Source organism: Streptomyces sp. NPDC048002 (genome assembly GCF_040653275.1).
In the GTDB taxonomy this organism is placed as follows: domain Bacteria; phylum Actinomycetota; class Actinomycetes; order Streptomycetales; family Streptomycetaceae; genus Streptomyces.
In genome coordinates, this window is record NZ_JBEZNL010000002.1 from 490,413 (window position 1) to 507,223 (window position 16,811).

Consider the following 16,811-nt stretch of genomic DNA (forward strand, 5'->3'; position numbering starts at 1 on the left):
ATACGACGGAACGAGGGCCCCGAAATGTGACACCGCCCGGATCGGCGCAGGTCACCGGCGTGCCGTCGGCGTTGTCAGTGGCGGGGTGCAGGATGGGGTGATGGTGACTGCGGGTGGCGACGGTACGAGGGTGAAGGCGGCCCGGCGGCCCGAGGTGCGGCTTCCGGCGCTGGAGCCGCACACCGACGGGGAGCTGGAGCCGGACGGCGACTACGACGGGCTGGAGTTCAGCGCGGCGGATCTCTCCGGGCAGGACGGCGGCGGCGCCCGCTTCATGGACTGCGCGCTGACGGAGTGCGCGCTGGACGGGACCCGGCTGACCCGGGCCCGCTTCCTGGACTCGGTGCTCACCGCCCCGCGCGGGGTCGGCACCGACCTCGCGGAGGCGACCCTGCGGGACGTGGAGGTGCGCGACGCGCGCCTGGGCGGTGTCCAGTTGCACGGCGCCGTGCTGGAACGGGTGCTGATCCGCGGCGGCAAGATCGACTATCTGAATCTGCGCGGCGCCCGGGTCAGGGACGTCGTCTTCGAGAACTGCGTCCTGGTCCAGCCGGACTTCGGCGGGGCCGTGCTGGAGCGGGTCTCGTTCCCGGGCAGCGTGCTCAAGGGGGCGGAGCTGGCGGGGGCGACCCTCAAGGACGTGGACCTCAGGGAGGCGGCGTCCCTGGAGGTCGCCCGCGGGGTGGACCGCCTGGCGGGCGCCGTGATCAGCACGGGCCAGCTGCTGGACCTGGCCCCGGTCCTGGCGGCGGCACTGGGGATCCGCGTGGAGCAGTAGCCGCGGAACGGCAGGGCCGGCCCACCCGGACGTCGGCGGCGCCCCGAATTCACGACGCTCCGGAATCCACGACACCGCGCGGCGCCCGAGGCCGTCGGCCCGGGATCAAGGCATCCGGGGCGGCCGCGGCCCGACCGGCGACGCATCGGCGTGCTGGATCGGCGAGGGCGTCCAGCCGGTCACGGCAGGCGAAGGAAGCGGGCCTTGACCGACGGGGGCGTCCCACCGGTCACGGCAGGCGAAGGAAGCGGGCCTTGACCGACGGGGGCGTCCCGCCGGTCACGGCAGGCGGGGGAAGCGGGCCTGGAGGGTCCAGATCGCCGGGTTCTCCGCCAGGTCCTCGTGCAGGTCGCACAGGTCGGCGACCAGATCGTGCAGGAAGTCCCGCGCCTCGCGCCGCAGTTCCGCGTGCGAGAAGCTCAGCGGCGCCTCCTCGGCCGGCATCCAGTCGGCCTCGACGTCGACCCAGCCGAAGCGCCGCTCGAAGAGCATCCGGTCGGTGGACTCGGTGAAGTCCAGCTCCGCGCGCTGCGGGCGGGCGGCCCGGGAGCCGGCCGGATCGCGGTCCAGCTGTTCCACGATGTCGCACAGCGCCCAGGCGAAGTCCAGCACCGGCACCCATCCCCAGGCCGTGGACAGCTCCCGGTCCGCCTTGGTGTCGGCCAGGTAGACGTCACCGCAGAACAGGTCGTGCCGCAGCGCGCGGACGTCCGCACGCCGGTAGTCGGTCTGCGGCAGGTCCGGGAAGCGGTTGGAGAGGGCGTAGCCGATGTCGAGCACGTACGTGATGGTGTCACGCCCTCGTAGGATCGCGATTGTGCCCCGGTCCGTACGGTTTCTCCCCGCTCTGCTCCTCCTCGCGCTCACCGCGTGCGGGGGCGGTGACGGCGGGCCCGGCGCGGGCGCCCCGGGCCTGGGCGACCCGTACTTCCCGAAGGCGGGCAACGGCGGCTACGACGTCGGCCACTACGCCCTCGACCTCTCCTACGACCCCGCCCGCCGGCACCTGGACGGCACAGCCACCGTCACCGCCCGCGCCACCGAGGACCTCTCCGCCTTCAACCTGGACCTCGCCGGACTGAAGGTCGAGGAGGTCACGGTGGCGGGCGAGCGGGCCCGCTTCAGCCGCGACGGCCAGGAACTGACCGTCCGCCCGCCCCGCCCCCTGGACCGCGGCGAGACCTTCGAGACGCGGGTGCGCTACGCCGGCACCCCCCGCACCCTCACCGACCCGGACGGCTCCCGGGAAGGCTGGCTGTTCACCGAGGACGGCGCCGTCGCACTGGGCGAGCCGATGGGCTCGATGACCTGGTTCCCCGGCAACCACCACCCCGCGGACAAGGCGTCGTACGAGCTGACGGTCAGCGTGCCCGAGGGCGTCGAGGCCGTCTCCAACGGGGAACCGTCCGACGAGCGCACCCGAGGCGGCCGGACGGTCCGCACCTGGCGGACCGAGGAGCCGATGGCGAGCCATGTCGCCACGCTCGCCGTCGGCGACTACGCGGTCCGCCGCTCCACCGCCGCCGGCCACCCGGCGTACACGGCCGTGGACCGGTCGGAGGGCGAACCGGACGCCGTCGACGAGCTGCCCGGGGTCATGGAGTGGGCGGAGTACAACTTCGGGCCGTACCCCTTCACCTCCACCGGCCTGATCGTCGCCCCCGCCGGGGTGTCCGACTACGCCCTGGAGACCCAGAACCGGCCCGTCTTCCCCGGCGCCCCCGACACCGCGCTGCTCGTCCACGAGATCGCCCACCAGTGGTTCGGCAACTCCGTCTCCCCCGAGTCCTGGCGGGACATGTGGCTGAACGAGGGCTTCGCCACCTACGCGGAGTGGCTGTGGGAGGAGGACCAGGGCGGCGAGAGCGCCCGGGAGCGGTTCGAGTCGGTGTACGCCGAGGACGACCCCGAGCTGTGGTCCTTCCCGCCCGCGAAACCCTCCGGCCCCGCGCACATCTCCGACCGGCCGGTCTACGACCGGGGCGCGATGGTCGTCCACAGGATCCGCGAGCAGGTGGGCGACGACGCCTTCTACGACCTCGTCCAGGGCTGGACGGCCCGCCACCGCCACGGCAACGCGGACACCGAGGACTTCACCCGGTACGTCGAGGAGCGGGTCCCGGACGAAGACTTCGACGAGATCTGGGCGGACTGGCTGTACGGGGAGGGAAAGCCGGACAGCCCCCGCTGAGACAGCCCTCGCCGACCCCGCCCAGAACCCGCGACCACCCTCAGCCCCGCCCAGCCACCCGGTCCGCCGCCCGCGCCAGCCGCGAGGACCCGGCGCTGTGCGTCGCCGTCTCCCGCCGGTCCGCCGCCCGGTACACCGCGTACATGCCCTGCACACCGAGCCAGCGCAGCGGCTCCGGCTCCCACTTGCGGACCTTGTGGCCCACCCAGGGCAGCTCCGTCAGCTCCGTGCGCCCGGCCTGCCCCGAGTCCTGCTGGACCAGGTCCTTCAGCGTCCGCGCCGCGAGGTTCGCCGTGGCCACGCCGGAACCGACGTACCCGCCCGCCCAGCCGAGCCCCGTCGACCGGTCCAGGGTCACCGTGGCGCACCAGTCCCGGGGCACACCCAGCACCCCGGACCAGGCGTGTTCGACCCGGACTCCGGCGAGCTGGGGGAAGAAGCCGTGCAGGATCTCCCGCAGCGCCTCGACGGTGGCGGCCTGGGTGCGCCCGTCGTTGTCGGTGCGCGAGCCGAACCGGTACGGCACCCCGCGCCCGCCGAGCGCGATCCGCCCGTCGGCCGTGCGCTGCGCGTACATGTAGGCGTGCGCCATGTCGCCGAGCGCCTCGCGCCCGTCCCAGCCGACCGACTCCCACTGCTCGTCGGTGAGCGGCTCGGTGGCGATCATCGAGGAGTTCATCGGCAGCCAGGTCCGCCGCTCGCCCTTGAGGGCGGCCGTGAAGCCCTCGGTGCAGCGCAGGACGTAGGGCGCGCGGACGGTGCCGTACGGCGTCACCGCGTGCCGGGGGCGGATCTCCGTCACCGGGGTGCCCTCGTGGACGACGACCCCGAGCGCCTCGACCGCCGCCGCCAGCCCCTTCACCAGCTTCACCGGGTGCACCCGGGCGCCGTGCGGGGTCCAGGACGAGCCGACCGCGTCCGCGACCCGGATCCGCTCGGCGGTCTGCCGGGCGTCGTACAGCTCCCGGTCCTTCTCCCCGAACGCCAGCTCCGCCCGGTGGAACGCGTTCAGCCGTGCCAACTGCGCGGGTGTGCGGGCCACTTCGAGCACCCCGCCGTGGTGCGCGTCGGCCTCGATGTGCTCGGCGGCGACCACGGCGAGGACCTCGTCCACGGTCTCGTTCATGGCCCGCTGGAGCCGTACGGCGGCCTCGTGCCCGTGCAGCTTCGCGTACCGGTCGCGGCCCGCGATGCCGTTGTACAGCCAGCCGCCGTTGCGGCCCGAGGCGCCGTAGCCGCAGAACTTCTGCTCCAGGACGGTGATCCGGAGGAACGGCGCCGCCTTCTTCAGGTAGTACGCGGTCCACAGTCCCGTGTATCCGCCGCCGACGATCACGACGTCCGCCGTGGTGTCCCCGGGCAGCGGCTCCCGCACCGCAGGAAGGCCGTCGTCCGCGTACCAGAAGGAGATGCCGCCGTTGACGACACCGCTGTCCGAGCTGCTCATGGCCGGGACGGTAACCCGTCGCGGCGGTCACTGTCTCCTTCGGATTCCGTCGTTATCGCGTGGCTCGGGCCCCGGGAACGCCGCTACCGTCGGACCGTGAGCGATCTCCCTGCCGAGTACGACGAGCGCGCCGCACGCTTCCTCCGGGAGTGGGACCTGCGCCCCGACGGCCCGACCATGAGCGGCCGGTGCGCGCTGGTCCTGCCCGTGCTGGAGGCCGACGGCACACCCGCCGTGCTGAAGCTCCAGGACGTCGACGAGGAGACGGCCGGCGAGCCCCTCGCACTGCGCGCCTGGGACGGCTCCGGCGCCGCCCGCCTCCTCGCTCACGACCCCGGCACGGGCACCATGCTCCTCGAACGCCTGGACATGACGCGCCCGTTGGACGACCTGCCCGACACCCGCGAGGCGACGCTGGTCGTCGCCCGTCTGCTGGCCGAGCTGACGGCCACGCCGGCCCCGCCGGAACTGCGCCGCCTGGCGGACCTCGTACCGCGCCTCCTGGACCGCGCGGCGGCCGTCCTGCCCCGGGTCGAGGACCTCGCCGTACGACGTCTCCTCGCGGACTGCGCGGCCGCGCTCGACGAGGTGGCCGCCGAACCCGGCGACCGGCTCCTCCACTGGGACCTGCACTTCGAGAACGTCCTGGCCTCCGACCGCGCCCCCTGGCTCGCCATCGACCCCAAGCCCCTCGCGGGCGACCCCGGTTTCGAACTGCTCCCCGCCCTGTGGAACCGGTTCGAGGCCGACGAGGTCCGCCGGCGCTTCGACACGATGACGGAGGTGCTGGCCCTGGACCGGGAGAGGGCCCGCGCCTGGACGTACGGCCGGGTCCTCCAGAACGCGGTGTGGCACATCGAGGAGGAAGAGCCGCCGCTGGCCGAGCAGCTGGAGATCGTCAACCGGCTCCGCGGACGGTCGGGTTAACCTCCCCCCATGATCCGCACCGCGACCCCCGCCGACATCCCGGTCATCCACGCGCTCGTCCGCGAGCTGGCCGAGTACGAGAAGGCCCTGCACGAGGTCCGGGCCACGGAGGAGCAGCTCCACGAGGCCCTGTTCGGCGAGCGCCCCGCCGCCTACGCCCACCTCGCCGTCGACGACGGGACGGGCGAACCGGTCGGCTTCGCCCTGTGGTTCCTGAACTTCTCCACCTGGCGCGGTGTCCACGGCATCTACCTGGAGGACCTCTACGTCCGCCCCACGGCCCGCGGCGCCGGCCACGGCAAGGCCCTGCTCACCGAACTGGCCCGGATCTGCGTGGCACGCGGCTACGAACGCCTGGAGTGGTCCGTCCTGAACTGGAACACCCCGTCCATCGCCTTCTACGAGTCCCTGGGCGCCCGCCCCCAGGACGAGTGGACGGTGTACCGCCTGACGGACGAGGCACTGCTGGCGCTGGGCGGCTGAGCCGCCCCCGCTCCCTCAATCCCGGCGCCGGACAGGCTGCACGGATCAGCCGAGGAGCCCCCTGGCCGTCTCCAACGGGTCGGACTCCCACCCGAGTTCGGCGTGCGCCGCCATGACCAGCTCCGGTCGGCCGAGCAGCGCCTCGCCCGCCGGATCACCGGCCGCCCGGGCCGCGAGCCCGAGGCCCACCCAGGTCTCGGGGTCCCCGTCACCGCGCAGGAGGCGGGCCCGGAACGCCGCGAGCGCCCCCGCGGTGTCCCCGGTGACCAGGGCGATGTCCTCGGGGCGGGCGCCCTCCACCGCGGCGCCGGGGTCCTCGCGCAGGGCGTCGAAGCCCGCCGGGTCGGCCAGCCGGCGGCGCAGCAGCGTGGCACGGGTGTCGAGGCCGCGGGCCGGGACCCCGGGGACCAGCTCCGGCGCGCCCTCGTCCAGCGGCCGGCCCTCCAGGTGTGCGCGTACCACCCGCGGGTCGGGGCGCAGATGATACGCACGCCAGGTCGCCCGGTGATCCGCCGCGGCGAGCTCCGCGGCACCCAGGGCATCGCCCTCCACCGGCTCGGCGAGCCACGGCGACAGCCGCTCCGTCAGCTCGGCCACCAGCCGGCGCCCCCGCTCGTTCAGGCCGTCCGCCGCGGCGATCCCCCGCAGGGCGTGCGCGGTCTGCTCGCGCCACAGCGCGAACTCGAAGCGTCCGAGCGGATGTTCACGCCGCCGCCAGAACCCGGTGACCCCGAAGAAGGCGTACACCCCCTGCAACAGACCGCCGAGCGGACGCGGATCGTCCCGCCAGGGCGCGTAGTGGAGCCGCTGCCCGCGGCCCTGGTCCCGGCCCTGGTCCCGGTCCCGGTCCTGGTCCTGATCCTGGTCCTGGTCCTGGTCCTCGTACAGGGTGAACAGGTGCATGAAGGCGCTGAGTTTGTTGTGCTGGAACTCGTGCACCAGCGTCGCGGCGAGCTGCTCGGCGTCGTCGGGGACGGAGACGAGGGCGGCGCCGAAGGCGTCCCCGGAGGAGGCGCTGTGCGGACGGAACCGCTCGGCGCGCGGGCGGGGCACGAGGGTGACCAGGCCGCCCGCCAGCGCGCGGGCCGCCTCCGCGTCGAGGGCGCGCAGGATCTCCCACGCCCCGGCGAACAGCTCCTGCCAGCCCTCGGCGTCGACCGGTTCGGTGGACAGGGGGGTGCGCAGGCTGCGGTAGGGATCGGCGTCGTCGAGAACGAGCGCCCACCCGTCGGCGCGCAGCCGGGTCAGCGGGTGCCAGCGGGGGCCCTCCAGCGGTTCCCCGGCCACCAGCACCCGTCCCTGGGCGGCGGACACCTCGGCGGTGTCGGCGCCGGGCACGCGCACGGCCCCGAGGGCGGGCAGTACGGCCCACCCCTCCCGCACGGGGACGACGGTACGGAAGTCGAGACCGGCACGGATCGCCGCGCTCGCCGCGACAGCGTGCAGATACCCGGTGTCGGGCGGTTCGGTACCGGCCGCGCTGCCGCGCAGCCGCCGCAGGGTGTGCGCCGCCCACACCCCGACGGCCGGATAGGCGAGCAGTTCCTCGAAGGCGGCCTCGTCGGCGGCCCGGGCCCGCATGAGCAGCTCCCACGCCCCGTCGGGAGCCGTCCCGTACGCGTCGATCAGGGCCCGTACGACCAGCAGCCGCCAGCTGCGCTCACTCGCCCGGAGCGCGGCCACCGTCGCGGGACCGCCCCCGCCGCCGAGGAGTTCGTCGAAGGCGTCGGCCGGCAGGACGTGCGCGCCGGTCACGCTTCGTCGCGCTGCGGGTTGTAGCCGCCGAGACTGCCGGCCGGGTCGTCGATCCGGCTGAGCAGCCGCCGCAGCGAGGCATCGGCGGACGGAAGATGAAGGGAGGGCCAGACGTCCAGCGGAACCCCGCTCAGGTCGATCAGCTCGGACTCGACTCCGGACTTGTCCATGACCCCGTCCATTTCACTGTTTCAGGTGTTTTACACGTATTACAGCGGCGACCCTAATGCATCACGGACACCTCACAGCTCCACAGCGCCGAATCAGCCCGGATCGAGTGACGGAACAGTGGTGCGGGTATGCAGCGTGCGTGGGAGAACACCGCTCTGCGGCAGAGGAGTTGCACTGATCAGGGGGCGAGCGGCCGAGGTCGTCGTGGGCGCGCGGCACGGCTGCGGGTACCGGGTCGGCGACCGCTGGGTCCTCAGCTCCGCGCACCTGGTCGGCGAGGCGCGGGAGGCGTGCGTACGGTTCCGGTCGGACCGGGGCGAGGAGTGGACGGCGTCCGCCCGCGTGGCCCTCGCCTCCGCGGCGGCCGAGGCGGCCCTGCTGGAACTGACGGGCCCCGTACCGGACGCCTGCGTGCCGCCCGCCTACGGCGCCGCCCCGCGCCCGCCCACCGCCCTACGGGTCACGATCGGCACCGCCCCCCGCACCGAGGGCGCGCTCCTCACCCCGCCCGACGACCGCGCCCACCGACTCGTACTGGCCCTGGAGCCCGAGCTCCCGCACCCCCTTCCGGACGCGCTGTGCGGCGCCGCCGTCCGGCACGAGGACCGCCTGATCGGCGTGGTCGGCGCCCACCGCCCGGCGGACGGCCCGCACCGCCTCACCGCGGTCCGCGTGGACCGCTGGTACGACTTGCTCTCCCCCACCGAACTGTCCCTGCTGCACACGTACGCGGGCCTGCCCGCGACCCCGGCCGGCCTGTCCGGCCCGCCCGGCCTCGCGCACCTGCCGGAGCGTCTTCCGCTGCGCGAACTCGACGGCCTGGTCACCGCGTTGACCGAGATCCCCTCGGTGAGCGACCGCGACGCCCTCACCCTGATCCTCGACAGCATCGACCCGGTCATCTCGGCCATGACCCCGCGCTCGCCGGCCCTGCGCCCGGACGTGTTCAACATCCTGCGCACCTGCCTGCGTTATCGGGGGACCTTGGACCAACTCCTGGAAGCGATACGGTGGGTTGAGGGCGACTCCACCGGGGTTGCCCGAATGGACCAGGAGGCGGTGGAGTTGTCCCGGCGCCACCGCTGACCTGATATCGCGGCGCGGCGGGAGCACGGGGTTTCATCCCCTGCACGGCGGGCCATTATCAGGGGGATGCGCGAGCAGCCTGTACGCCAATAGCAGCCGGAGGGAAGGGGTTTGGCCGTCATGGAGCCGTCTGTGGCCGCCGTCGAGTCCAACCTAGTCGATCTCGCGGGGGTATCTCTTGAAACGCTGCGCTCCTTGGACGGTCAGGTTCTCGCGGGCTCCCTGGCGGAGCTGCGCGAGCGCATCGACCTCGCCCAGGCGAGCGTCAGCGACTTCAACCCCAGCGCGGAGCGGTACGACTGACGACGCCTGGGCCGCCGATGCGAGCTGATCCCACGCTCCCCCGACACCGTCTGCCGTCGTCCGCACTGGATGAACTGAGCTGCGGCGAGGGCGGTCCGGCCACGATCGGTCTGCTCCTGGCCGCCGAGCGCAGTCGCCGGCTGCTGCTGTTGCGGATGCTCGACGACGCGGCCGGCATCGGCCCCGCCTGGGACCTGCTCAGCGCGGCCCAGCGCCGGGCACCGGAGGCCGTCGACGAGCTGCTGATGTATCCGCAGACCGGCATGTGGCTGGCCACGGCGCTGCGCCGGGTGCGCGGCAGCGCGGTGCCGGACGACCAGCCGCCGTGGGTGGTGCTGGGCCATGTCTCCGCCCTCGCCGCGGTGGCGGCGCTACGCGCGGAGCTCGACTTCTCGATCGAGGTCCCGATGCGGCACGGCCGCGTCACCCTGCCCACCCTGGGCTGCGCCGAACTGCCCGCGACCGAGCCGTGGGCGAGGGCCACGGTCCGCGCGGAGTCCGGGCGGGCGGTCGTGGTGGCACCGGATGCCGCGGTGACCGTCCCGGACCCGCCGGACACCCCCGGCCCGGGGTGGCGTCCGCTGCGGCGCCTGAGGGTCGGCCCGCCGACCCATCGCCTCTCGCTCGCCCTGGACGACGTGGACCCGTACCGGACGTATCCCCGGCCGACCGAACCGGACCCGCTGTCGGAGGAGGAGGCGCGGGGCTGGGCCCGTGCGGTGGACCGGGCGTGGACGATTCTGCTGGAGGAGCAGCCGCGGACGGCGGAGGCGATGCGGGCGGGGCTGCTGTCCCTGACGCCCGGCCCGCCGAGGGAAAGGTTTCGGCCACGCAGTGTCACTGCGGGGGATGCCTTCGGCGGCATCGAGTCCTCGGCACCGGACGACCCCGTCCAGCTCGCCGTCACCCTGGTGCACGAATTCCAGCACACCAAGCTGGGCGGGCTGTTGCACCTGACCCCCCTGCTCGCCGAGGAGACGGCCGAGAACCCTGAACTCTGGTACGCGCCCTGGCGGGACGACCCCCGCCCGTTGGACGGGCTGATGCAGGGCATCTACGCCTTCGTGGGCATCGCCCGCTTCTGGCGCACCCACCGACTGGCCTCGGGTGCCTCGACCCCCATGGCCCACTTCGAGTTCGCCCTGTGGCGCGCCCATGTGACCACGGCCCTGCGCCAGGTCCACCGGCACGAACGCCTCACCCCGGTGGGCGCCCAGCTCCTGGACCGCCTGTACGCCCTGTGCACGCGCTGGCTGGACGAGCCGGTGCCGGACCTCCCCCGCTCGCTGGCCCGCGCCTGCGTCAGCGACCACGCCACCCGCTGGCGCGCCCACCACCTGCGGCCCCCGGAGCGGGCCGTGCGGGAGGCGGTGCGGGCCTGGCTGGCCGAGGCCCCGGCACCGCCGCGCTCCTTGGACACGCCCCCGGAGGTGGTGCCCGACGACTCGGCCCGCTGGCTGGACTCCCTGGCCGTGCTCACCCGCCACCGGCTGAGCGGCGAGGACCCGGAGAAGGCGGCGGTGACCGGAGCCTCGGGCGCGGACGCCCTGCTGGCGGCGGGCGCGGCCGGAGCGGCCCAGGACGCCTATCTCGCCCACCTGGCGGCCACCCCCGAGCACCCCACGGCCTGGGCCGGCCTCGCCCGCACGCTGGCCCTGACCCGCACGTCCCCGACGGCCGCCCATTTCCTGCGCCACCACCCGGAACGGGCCAGGGCGGTGCACCGGGCCGTGACCGCGGCGACGGGAACACCGCCCGACCCGGTCCGCCTCGCGACCTGGCTGGCGGACCGGCCCGATTAGGGAGCCGGCCCTTCGCGCACGCGGCCTCAGCTCACAGGGGCATCGGGTCGATGTCGCAGTTGGCCCGCTCCCGGGCCCGAGTCTGCACGGTCGCCGGGTGCGGCGCCGGATCCGCCGACCGCAGTCGCGGCGCGTCCAGCACCTGCTCCATCCGGGCGAGGGTGTCCGCCCGCAGCGCCTCCGCCTCGTCCTCCTCGCCGAGTGCCGTCAGATCCAGCGAGAGGTTCGCCGCGCACACCAGTGCGGTCGGGTGGTTCTCGCCCATCCGCTCACGGCTCAGCTCCAGCGACCGCCGGCCGAGCGCGCAGGCCTCGCTCACCCGGCCGAGAGCGCTGAGATCGCTGGCCAGATTGATGGCGCAGGCGAGCGCGATCGGGTGGCTCCCGCCGAGACGGGCGGTCAGGGAGGCGTGCGCCTCCTCGTCCAGCGCCCGCGCCTCCTCGACCCGGCCCAGCAAGCGCAACGTCACGGCAAGGTCGACATCGGCGGCCAGCACATGCGGATGATCGGCCCGGAACACCCGCCGGAACCGCTCGCTCGTCTTGGCACCCCGGTCCCGCGCCGCCTCCAGTTCCCCGTTGTGACGCAGCGCCACCGAGAGCGCCAGCGCGGCCGTGAGGGACTCCGGGTGGGTGTCGCCGTAGCGGCGGGTGAACTGGTTGAAGGCCTCCCGCGCCAGCTCCAGCGCCGTCGCGTGGTCGCCCTCCTTGCGGCAGGCCTCACCGAGCTGACGCAGGGTCTGGAGGGTAGAGGGGTTCCCGGCGCCGAACACGGGCCGGAAGCCGTCCACGACGGCCTCCTGGAGCGACCGCGCGCCGACGTAGTCGCCGGTCTCGCGGACGTCGATGGCGATACTGCCCTCGGTGATCAGCGACTGGTGGTGGTCGCGCCCGTAGAGCCTGGTCTTCAACACGTGCGTGTGCTGGTCCAGTTCCAGTGCCCGCCGGAACTCGCCCACCAGTCGCAGGCTCACGCCGAGGTTGTGCGCGGTGCCCAGGGTCGTCGGGTCGTCGTCGCCGAACGCGCGGCGGGCCCGGTCGTAGGCCATCTCGTCCAGTTCGGCACCGGCCGCGAAGTCGCCCTGGGCCCGGCGCACCGCCGCCTCCAGCATCATCGCCTCCAGCGCGTCCTCGCGGGTGTCCTCCCGCCCCTCGGGAGCGGTGCGGCCGTAGATGGCCTTGAGCTGCGCGACCACTCGCGAGGCGTCGTCGTAGCGTCCGACCTTCAGGTACAGGAAGCACAGCCACCAGCCCATCAGCCGGGTCTGCTGGTCCTCCTCGCCGAACAGGGACTGCCAGGTCTGCCAGGTCTGCTCGGTGAACTCGCGGGCCACCTTGTGGTCACCCCAGTACCAGAGGTACTTGGCGATGTTCATCACGAGTTCACGCACCCACGGCTGGTCGGACTCGATCGCGCTGGAGGCGATCACGTGGCCGTACAGCTCGGCGTAGCGGGGCCAGTTGGCCGCTTGGTTGGGACCCTTGGGGTCCGCGGCGGCGAGAAGGGTGTGAGCCCCGTTGCGCATGCGGTTCTGTTCCTCGGTGTTCATACGGTGGATCAGCACGGCCTGGACCAGACGGTGCATTTCGATGGAGTTGGTCCGGTGGTCGATGCGGGCGAGCGAGTAGCGGTTGATCTCGCGGACCGCGCGCGCGAGGCGCATCGGGTCGTTCAGCGCCCGGTCCAGTTCGGGGTCGATGCTGGAGCCGCCGAGCCCGGAGAAGATGGACCGCGAGATCGGGTCGGGTGCGAAGTAGGAGCACAGCTGGAGCAGGCGGAGCGCGGTGGGGCTGCGGGTCTCCAGGTGGTCCAGCGAGACGTTCCACGCGGCGGCGACCGGGAGCTGGTAGTCCGGCGGCGGGGAGACTTCCAGCAGCTCGGCCCGCTTGTGCTCGAACAGCCGCAGGTACTCCGAGACCGGCATCCCGGTCTCCGCCCGCCAGGCGGCCGCCTGTTCGAGCGCGAGCGGCAGGTCGCCGAGGGCGTCGGCGAGGCGGTTCGCCTCGGCGTCGTCGAGACCGTCCGGGCCGGAACGGCGCAGCAGCTCCTTGCTCTCCTCACGGGTGAAGACATCGACCTCAAGGGAGGGGCCGACCACGCTCCAGCGCCGGTTGCGGGAAGTGACCAGGATGTGGCCGGTGCCCCCGTCACTGGACTTGGTGGTGGGGAAGTAGTCCCGCACTGCCTCCGGCCTGTCCGCGTTGTCGAAGATCAGCAGCCAGCGGGCGTAGGGCCGTCCCTCGCGCAGCGCCTCCCGCACGGCCGGCCCGGCGATGTTGTTCTCGCCACTGGTGACCAGCCCCAGCCGCTGGGCCAGTTCCACCAACGCCTGCCCGATCTGTCCCGGCCGCTCGGCGGGGATCCACCACACCACGTCGTAATCAGCCTGATGGCGGTATGCGTACTCGATCGCCAACTGCGTCTTGCCGACACCGCCCATGCCGTGGATGGCCTCGGGCAGCACCGTGGTGGTCGTTCCCTCGCTCAGACGTTCACTGAGCGCCTCCAGAAGGTCCACGCGACCGGTGAAGTTCGGGTTGCGCGGCGGGATGTTGCCCCACACGCGCGGCGTCGAACGCCCGCTCTCCACCGCGGGCTGGGTCTGCGTGGTGGTCATGGGCGTGACTCCTTCTGAAGTTGTACCGGCCGGCGTCGCGGCCTGTTCGGCGTCGAGGGGGTCGTCGCTCGGAGGAGCGGTGCGGAGGCCCACGCCCTTGCGCAGGCTCACGGAGTTCTGGCGGTCGTAGTCGCGCAGTGCGCGGGCCAGGCGTTCGGCCCTCGGGAGGAACTTCCCGGACAGCGCCCGCAGCGCGGCGAGTTCGACGCGCAGGAAGGCGAGATTGCCCCGGGTCACCGAGGGCACCTCGTCCGTTTCGAGGAGTTCCCCGGGGGCGGGCAGGACGGGATCCTCGTCCCGCGGCGCGTCGGTGAGCAGCCCGCGCACATCACGCAGCACCCGGGCGGTGTCCCTGCGCCGGGAGAGCGCCAATAACTCCTGGCGGATGTTGGGGCCGAAGACGTACGTCACGTCGGCCACCCGCTCGGCGTCCGCGCCGGAGGGCCGCACCAGCCCGCTCATCAGCAGTTCCGCCAGATGGGCCGGCCCGGCGCCCGGCACCGAGGCGGTCACGGCGGTCATCACGGGCAGCGTCAGTGGCGCCGCAGCCAGTCGCTTGGCGAGTTCGAAGGCCGTCGGGGAGGCGGCGGCCCGGAAGTCCGAGACCCGCTCCCAGGGCGGTACGCCACTGGCCGGATCCGGTACGTCCACCACCCACGGCACGGCCCGCGCCGCGTCCGCCCGCCGCTTCCAGTCGCGGGCCCGCACGCCGGACATCTCCACCCACTCCCCGGAGGCTCCGGTGACCAGCCCGACCCAGCCCGACAGGGAGCGCTCGGTGGGCTCCAGCACGGGCACGGGGATCACACCGGTACGGGCGTCGGGGTCGTCGACGGGTTCGAGCGGGGAGGTGCGCAGTTCCCAGCGCAGGGTGTCGTTGGCCGCCCAGGGGCGGGAGTTGCTGAACCGCATGCGGTGGGCCTCGATCCCGGCCCGGGACCACAAGTGCTGCGGCAGCAGGTGCAGTACGGCGAGCGGCTCGGCCCGGCCCAGCTCACGCAGCAGCGGCAGCACCGCGTCCGACCGCCAGCCCGCGGCCAGCCCGTCGGTGAGCACGAGCACCACCCGGCGCTCGGACGGGGCGGGCGGCAGCTGTTCGAGCCGGATCCGGGCCGGCTCGGTGTCGTCGGAGCTGAGCAGCCGTACGGAGCTGACCTCGCCCAGCCCTTCCTCCAGGGCGAGTTGGCCGGCCAGCCGGTCGACCGTCTCGTCCCACACCCGCATGGTGGCGTGGTCGTCGATCACGAGGAGCACCGACGGGGGGTCCGCCGAGGAGGAGCGCGCCAGTTCACTCAGGGCGTGCGGGACGGCGTCGAATGACGGTTGGTCAGCCGCGGTCTCCGCAGTTGGTCGTGGAGCATCGTCACACTGCATAAGCGCTCTCAGAGCGTCCGGTAAGGCCCGGGAACGAAGGGAGCGCCATAGAGGAACCCCGCCGTTCGCGGGCATGCGTGACATCCACGTGCCAAGCCTGGCAGTGGTCGGCATACGGTGCAAGACGGCAGGCCACAGGGGGAGGGGGGTGCACAAAAGGGACAGTCGATCAGCGGATGGAACGGCGGACGGAACGCGCCCCCCTGCGGTGCAGACGCCAGCCTGTCTCGCGTCCAGCGTGGCACCGCCCAGTGCCGCGTGCAAGGCCGTCTGCCACTCGGGTACGCGTATCGGCGAGAAGCCGTCACCGGGCCGGGCCGGGCGCCCGGGCCCGCTCTGCGCAGTCATCGCCGCTACACCGGTCCCGCGGGGCCCGGCTGACGCTCGGGGTCGTCCAGAAGGATGGCCAGATGGCGTCCGACGTGACCGTCCCAGCCGTCGGGGCCGAGCGCGAGCGCGTCGTTGCGCCACTTGGCGACGGACTCCGCGAGGCTGCCGAGCCCGCGGTCCTGGAGGATCTCGCCGATGGCGTCCTGGAAGCCGGGGTCGGAGCAGTCGGAGCGGTGCCAGATCATCGCCGGCACCCCGGCCCGCAGCCCGGCCAGCACCTCGCGCCGTCCGGTGCCCGAGTCGTCACCCGGCGGCTCGCTGAGCACCAGGCACACGGCGTGCCCGTCCTCCTTCAGCTCCCGCTCCAGATGGAAGAAGTACGACCCGTCCTCGGCCGGGCGGCTCCAGTGCGGGTGGCTGTCGGCCGGACGTTCCTTCAGCTGCCGCCACTTGGCGTGCCAGGGCCGGTGCCAGGCGGCGCGGTGCAGCCGCTCCAGGGATCTGACCAGAACCGGATAGTCCAGGGCGAGCGGTGTCGGTTCGGGATGGTCCGCCTCTTTCGACCACCACTCGACCGGCTCGTTGAGCAGTTCCCAGGGCAGGATGAACTCCAGGACGACCGGCTGCCGCAGCTCGGCCCAGCGCGCCTCGGACTCCTCGATCAGCCGCTCCACCGCGCCCGGCAGCTCGGCCCGGCACAGGTGAAGGGTCTCGCCCCGCACCGGATGCCAGCCGGTCGAGTCGGACTGCCGCCAGTAGGTGAAGTAGAAACGGCCGGCCTCGTTGCGGTCCGGCTCGAACTGGATCATGAGGTAGGCAGGCACCACCGAGGGCGCCGGCTGCGGAAGCTCCGAGTGCTGCCACTCGGCCAGCAGACCGTCCAGACGCAGCTTCTGCGCCTCTCCGCGGTTGAACCGGCGCAGGCCCTCCGCGTCCTCCATCCGGCCGTCCTCCACCAGCCGGTCGGCGGCCAGGGCCAGGAAGGCCATGCTGGGCGGCAACCCGCCCGTGGGGGAGTTCTCACCGGCCAGCCGGAGGAAGACCTGCCAGCCCGTGCGGCACCAGGGCGGCAGCTCCTGCACCCGGGACCGGCTGGCCCGTCGCGCCATCCCGGCCAGCTCGGCCGAGCCGAGGGACTCCAGGACCTGCCGCAGGGTGCCGAGGTCGGCGCCCCCGAAGAAGTCGACGGCCTCCCACTCGTCCACCAGCGGCCATAACGCCGCGACCGTGGCCGACTGCTGCTCCACGTACTCCAGTGACCGCACCAGACAGGCGGGACCGTCCTCGACCGCCGTGCACGCCTTGACGACGTGGAGCAGCCAGGGCCGCAGGCGGTCACCGCCGAAGGGTTCCACCGGCGCGCCCAGCTCGTCGACGAGCATGTCCCGCCATAACTCGCGGCTGGCCGTCTGCGTCACCGTCGCCGATTCCTGAAGGGCGTCCACGATGGCCGCGCGCAGCTCGTTGCGGACCCGTTCCGGGCTCCTCACTCCATTGCCTCCCCCAGCCGGCGCGGACCCGTCGTGCCGACCAGCGTACGGCGGCGG

The 16,811-nt window shown here is 73.3% G+C and carries 13 protein-coding genes; 7 read left to right on the plus strand and 6 right to left on the minus strand.

The window, feature by feature from the left end:
* The first annotated feature begins 100 nt into the window (after positions 1-100).
* Entirely contained in the window at positions 101-778 is a 678-nt protein-coding gene (locus tag AB0E07_RS05170) for a pentapeptide repeat-containing protein (protein WP_362246574.1), read from the plus strand.
* Between the two features lie 279 nt (positions 779-1,057).
* Here the strand turns inward: AB0E07_RS05170 and AB0E07_RS05175 are convergent, their stop codons facing one another.
* Positions 1,058-1,558: a hypothetical protein gene (locus tag AB0E07_RS05175; RefSeq protein ID WP_362246576.1), complete on the minus strand. Its 501-nt coding sequence runs from the start codon at positions 1,556-1,558 to the stop codon at positions 1,058-1,060.
* A 7-nt stretch (positions 1,559-1,565) separates the two neighbouring features.
* Between AB0E07_RS05175 and AB0E07_RS05180 the strand changes: the two genes are divergently transcribed.
* Entirely contained in the window at positions 1,566-2,969 is a 1,404-nt protein-coding gene (locus AB0E07_RS05180) for a M1 family metallopeptidase (protein WP_362246834.1), read from the plus strand.
* Positions 2,970-3,009: 40 nt separating this feature from the next.
* Here the strand turns inward: AB0E07_RS05180 and AB0E07_RS05185 are convergent, their stop codons facing one another.
* Positions 3,010-4,416: an FAD-dependent oxidoreductase gene (locus AB0E07_RS05185; RefSeq protein WP_362246578.1), complete on the minus strand. Its 1,407-nt coding sequence runs from the start codon at positions 4,414-4,416 to the stop codon at positions 3,010-3,012.
* Between the two features lie 96 nt (positions 4,417-4,512).
* Between AB0E07_RS05185 and AB0E07_RS05190 the strand changes: the two genes are divergently transcribed.
* Entirely contained in the window at positions 4,513-5,343 is an 831-nt protein-coding gene (locus AB0E07_RS05190; RefSeq protein ID WP_362246580.1) for an aminoglycoside phosphotransferase family protein, read from the plus strand.
* A gap of 9 nt (positions 5,344-5,352) precedes the next feature.
* On the plus strand, positions 5,353-5,826 hold the full coding sequence (locus tag AB0E07_RS05195; RefSeq protein WP_362246582.1) for a GNAT family N-acetyltransferase: 474 nt from the start codon (positions 5,353-5,355) through the stop codon (positions 5,824-5,826).
* Between the two features lie 45 nt (positions 5,827-5,871).
* Here AB0E07_RS05195 and AB0E07_RS05200 read toward each other — a convergent pair whose 3' ends face one another.
* Complete coding sequence (locus AB0E07_RS05200; protein WP_362246584.1) at positions 5,872-7,581, minus strand: HEXXH motif domain-containing protein; 1,710 nt, start codon at positions 7,579-7,581, stop codon at positions 5,872-5,874.
* Entirely contained in the window at positions 7,578-7,751 is a 174-nt protein-coding gene (locus tag AB0E07_RS05205; protein ID WP_362246586.1) for a hypothetical protein, read from the minus strand. The genes AB0E07_RS05200 and AB0E07_RS05205 overlap by 4 nt, the downstream gene beginning before the upstream one ends.
* Positions 7,752-7,956: 205 nt before the next feature.
* Here AB0E07_RS05205 and AB0E07_RS05210 point away from each other — a divergent pair, with 205 nt between their 5' ends.
* The 3 genes from AB0E07_RS05210 (at position 7,957) to AB0E07_RS05220 (ending at position 10,943) form a co-directional block, all read left to right on the plus strand.
* Positions 7,957-8,838 (plus strand): hypothetical protein, encoded by an 882-nt coding sequence (locus AB0E07_RS05210; protein WP_362246588.1) that lies wholly within the window; start codon positions 7,957-7,959, stop codon positions 8,836-8,838.
* A 120-nt stretch (positions 8,839-8,958) separates the two neighbouring features.
* Entirely contained in the window at positions 8,959-9,141 is a 183-nt protein-coding gene (locus AB0E07_RS05215) for a hypothetical protein (RefSeq protein WP_362246590.1), read from the plus strand.
* A gap of 17 nt (positions 9,142-9,158) precedes the next feature.
* Positions 9,159-10,943, plus strand: a complete 1,785-nt coding sequence (locus tag AB0E07_RS05220; protein WP_362246592.1) for an HEXXH motif domain-containing protein — start codon at positions 9,159-9,161, stop codon at positions 10,941-10,943.
* A gap of 31 nt (positions 10,944-10,974) precedes the next feature.
* Here AB0E07_RS05220 and fxsT read toward each other — a convergent pair whose 3' ends face one another.
* Together fxsT and AB0E07_RS05230 are read right to left on the minus strand one after the other, a co-directional pair.
* The gene (gene fxsT, locus AB0E07_RS05225; RefSeq protein ID WP_362246595.1) at positions 10,975-15,282 is read right to left on the minus strand and encodes an FxSxx-COOH system tetratricopeptide repeat protein; all 4,308 of its coding nucleotides are present in this window, start codon (positions 15,280-15,282) and stop codon (positions 10,975-10,977) included.
* Between the two features lie 5 nt (positions 15,283-15,287).
* Positions 15,288-16,754, minus strand: a complete 1,467-nt coding sequence (locus tag AB0E07_RS05230; RefSeq protein ID WP_362246597.1) for a hypothetical protein — start codon at positions 16,752-16,754, stop codon at positions 15,288-15,290.
* Positions 16,755-16,811: the final 57 nt, after the last annotated feature.